The 3889-nt window shown below is 34.8% G+C and carries 4 protein-coding genes and 1 pseudogene; all 5 read right to left on the bottom strand.

Annotated elements, in window-relative coordinates:
* Window positions 1-172 precede the first annotated feature (172 nt).
* Window positions 173-349, bottom strand: a complete 177-nt coding sequence (locus AC3DU7_RS27830) for a hypothetical protein (RefSeq protein ID WP_488042500.1) — start codon at window positions 347-349, stop codon at window positions 173-175.
* 196 nt (window positions 350-545) lie between these two features.
* Window positions 546-2135 carry a caspase, EACC1-associated type gene (locus AC3DU7_RS27825; protein WP_488042499.1) on the bottom strand — a complete coding sequence of 530 codons (1590 nt, stop codon included), beginning with the start codon at window positions 2133-2135 and terminating at the stop codon, window positions 546-548.
* A gap of 32 nt (window positions 2136-2167) precedes the next feature.
* Window positions 2168-2572, bottom strand: a complete 405-nt coding sequence (locus AC3DU7_RS27820) for a hypothetical protein (RefSeq protein WP_488042498.1) — start codon at window positions 2570-2572, stop codon at window positions 2168-2170.
* Window positions 2573-2839: 267 nt separating this feature from the next.
* Window positions 2840-3439, bottom strand: coding sequence for a hypothetical protein (locus AC3DU7_RS27815; RefSeq protein WP_488042497.1), 600 nt, complete (start codon window positions 3437-3439; stop codon window positions 2840-2842).
* A 238-nt stretch (window positions 3440-3677) separates the two neighbouring features.
* A pseudogene (locus AC3DU7_RS27810) lies at window positions 3678-3889 on the bottom strand (SAM-dependent methyltransferase); the annotation flags it as partial.

Below are 3889 nucleotides of genomic sequence, written 5' to 3'. Positions count from 1 at the left end.
TTGAGTTTGATTCTCTGCTTTTCGTTGTAACCAGATGGTAATAACTGCTATATTTCTGTTATTAACTCCAGTTATAGCAGTCGAAACAAAGGTTAGGACATTTACAAAGGCTTAAACTCAGTGAGGGATTACTTTTAACTTTTGACTTTTGACTTTTGCCTTGCGCGGAGCGCTATATTGTACCTTCAACTCTGTAAAATGTACCGTATTCATTGCTTCTATCTACTATTGCTTCTGTGGTAAAAACTAATTGCAGAATACTATTTTTGAGTTGTTCAGAATTGTTGATATTAAAACCAGCTTGTAAAAGAACTTTCTTTAGTGCATGAGTAAGACTAATCAAACTCACTGATAACTGATAACTGATAACTGATAACTGAAATGACAGGTTGGGGTAGTTTCATTATTTGAGGAGTAGAAATAATAAATTTTTGATATGACTACTGGAGTTGTTTTGTTAATTTTATTCATACACAATAAACTTTAAATATCTTGCTGATAACTGATAACTGATAACTGACTGAGGCGACTGAAACGCTTATATGTTAAAGTCCACAAGTCTCTACACGAGAGAAGAGTCTCCCCCCCCGGTCCACCCAACTCATCAACACCTTAGATCCCGCACCACCACCTGTACCCAAACCCCGACAAAAAGGCATCTGTCCCATGTAATGCGTGCTGCTTTCCAAAAACAATTCATCGTAGCTCAACCATTCATTTCCTTTTCTCCATCCTACTTTCTCTACAAATTCTTCCCATATTTGCCGATTATACTCCTTTGTTCCACCCAAACTCTCATAAACTTTCTTCTGCACAGAAAAGCCAAATTTATGATCGCTATATTTTACCCAAAGCTGGTCAATTGTGCGGATGTCTGTACAAGAAAAATTTTCTATATCTTCTACGTTTAGATATCCTTGTTTTTCTCGCTCCGCAGCTTTCAACATACAACGACCAGTTTCTATATCTGCCTCTTTCCACTCCCCTTTTGCTAGAAAGTCACGGAGTTTTGTGTAGTCTACATTTTTGTCAGAGAGTAATTTTACTTCATCATTAGACTGAGGTAAAAATTGTTCCTCAATAGGCGCAACATCTTCGTCTCTCAATCCTAAAACTAACTGAATGTCCTGCAAAGTTTCACGTTCTTTTTCTGTAATATATCCATAGTTTTCAACAGTTTGACTAAAGATTTTCTTATAACGCTTTAATTTTTCATAATACTGATTATAAGGTTCCATTTCCTCTTTTTCAATTACGTTTGCTTCCCCATCAGACATACCATATTTCTGGCGTAATTCATCCAAGTAATAACGCTTGAGAAAATCTATACTGCCATTATTTTTATGCAATATTTCCTGCACTTTGCGACGATATTGCAACTTCAGACTATTTTGGGGAGAACGTGCTAAATAAATTTTATTACCTTCTTGCATAGATCCAGAATATTTAGGAGTCATGTTCGGAGATTCTGCCGTGACTTTTTCACTCACATATTGATGCAATTCATCCGCCGCAATTTTCCCATCATTATCGGTATCTGCTGCTCCGGTTTTAATCCCTTCGACTAGATATTTTGTATAAATAGATAATGCCGAACCTTCTGACTGAAAAGAACTTTGAGTAGAACTAGAAGACATTAAAATTGCCCTACCTTTACCCCCTAATTCTGCTTGAATATCTATATTTTCATTTCCTTTTGCAGTCATTCCTTCAGTAAATGCGCCACTATAACAACAGTCAAGAATAACAACTAGATGCTCGGAAAAACTATCATCCATTTCACTTTGTAGAACATTAGCACTCACAGCAGTTGGTCTAACAATGTCACGTTGACCTTTGCGAGTTTGAGGAGTAGCTAAAAATAGATGACCTTTTCTACTTAAAACTCCATGACCAGAAAAATAAAATAGTAAAATATCATCCTCTTTCCGGTCAGCAAACAATTCATAGATTTCCTCTTCTATTTCTTGACGATTAGAGTTTTTTAAAACCTTAATATTTTCCTTATCAAAACCTCCCATTTCTGAGTTACCTAAAACTTCTTTCATTGCCTCAACATCTTTCAGGGTACTAGGCAAATTTGTCAAGTCTGAGAGGTATTCACTAATTCCAATTAATAGAGCTATTCTTGCCATGAAAAAATCTCCTTAACCATTAATAACTTCTTCTATTTTTGGTTAGTAACTTTTTCTATTGTTGCTTTAACTTTCTCATACTCCCCATTCAATTCTTCAGCATTACGACCTTCTATTTCGACTTCTACCTCTTGACCATTGCCTTTACCTTTAATTTTCATTTTAGCAGCTTTACCATAGAGGCGATCGCCTAAATACCTAACTAAAAATCTGATACATTCAGCCGTAATAACATTTACTATGATAGTACCTATTTGAAAACCTTCGCCACTTTTAGCATCAGGTTCGGCTGTTTCTATTGGCATTAAATCTGCATTTTGTACTCCCTCAATTTTTTCTATTTCCGACAAAATAGTCCGGGTATCTGTTTGGAGTCTTTCTGGTGTTAATTTTGTATCTAATAGAGTAATTGTTAGGTGAATATTTTCTAATGACATAATGTTTAATTGTTAGTTTTCAGGAATAAAATTACTAATTTAAAGGAGAAATAAACTAGGACAGCAGTTTTCAGGTCAATGAACCACATTACAAAAACGATAATCCAGGACGTTGCATGCAAAGTCCCTACTGTGGTCTACCCAAAATGAAAACCGCTATAAACAAATAATCAGGATGATTATAACCTTAAATTAGTTCTTTAAGCAAAAATCGTAAATTTTAGGGGTTCTCCAAACCCCCACAATAAAATATTACAACCTATTTCCCTATTTTACAGCTTGCCATAATACACCCAAAATTTGCTCGATATCCCGAATATAAAAATTACTTAAATCAATCTTTAATTCATTTCCTTCTAACAACAAGAACTTCCAAATATCTCCAGTTGTTACCGCACCATAAATTCTATTAATTGCTTTATTTTCCTGTTGATTAAATAATTGTGCTGCTAACATTGTAGCGGCACATTGACCTAAACCGCCCTTAATATCTTCATTTTTAGCCTCAACAATAATTGCTACAGGAGCATTAATTATTAACTGTTCTGGAGAACGACTAATTAGAAAGTCACAATACCCATTTAAACTCCGGTCAAAGTCAATATTAAATTCAATTCCTGAGAATAAACTAACTGAATAATTTGCCAGCCTTCTGATTTCTAATAACAAGGGAGTAATTATCATTTCTGAACGAGCTTTTTCAGTATTAATTGCTAAAGCAAGTTCTACAGTTTCTGCCAAAGTTTGAGTGAGAAAATTGCTAGGTTTTATAGGTTCTATTTGAGCAAATAAATTCACTTGCTCGTTAATATATAAATCAAATTCTTTTTGGAATTTACTTAAGGTTTTAAAATCACTATATGCCATTTTTTTAAGGAAGAAGGAGGAAGGAAGAGGGAAGAAGGAAGAGGCAAATAATGGTTTGCAATTTTCATCCAGAAGCACAAAGAGAAATGTAAGAATTAGTGAGATATACCCATCGCGGGCAAGATGCCCGCACTACAAGCATTTTATTGTTAATCTCTGTACTTCATATACGACCGAATCTGCTGTATTTATCCCTAATAACTAACTTCCCCAAATCTGTCAAAGATACAGAAAAATATTACATTTTAACTACTTCAGCTTCAGTCTTCTCTGTTGATGATAATATTGAACTAACCTTAACCGCGCGGAACATTCCAAAACGACAAAGACCATTCCCAAATGCCAAACGCATTAGTAACAAAGTTGGTACTTCTCGTATAGACTTAATTATCCCCGATAAACCAAAACGAATCATTCCTTGAGGTCTAATTACACCTTGCCAGATAGAAT

Source organism: Okeania sp., assembly GCF_983059655.1.
The sequence above is the reverse complement of the archived record's forward strand: the minus strand, read 5'-3'. Positions and strand labels throughout refer to the sequence as shown.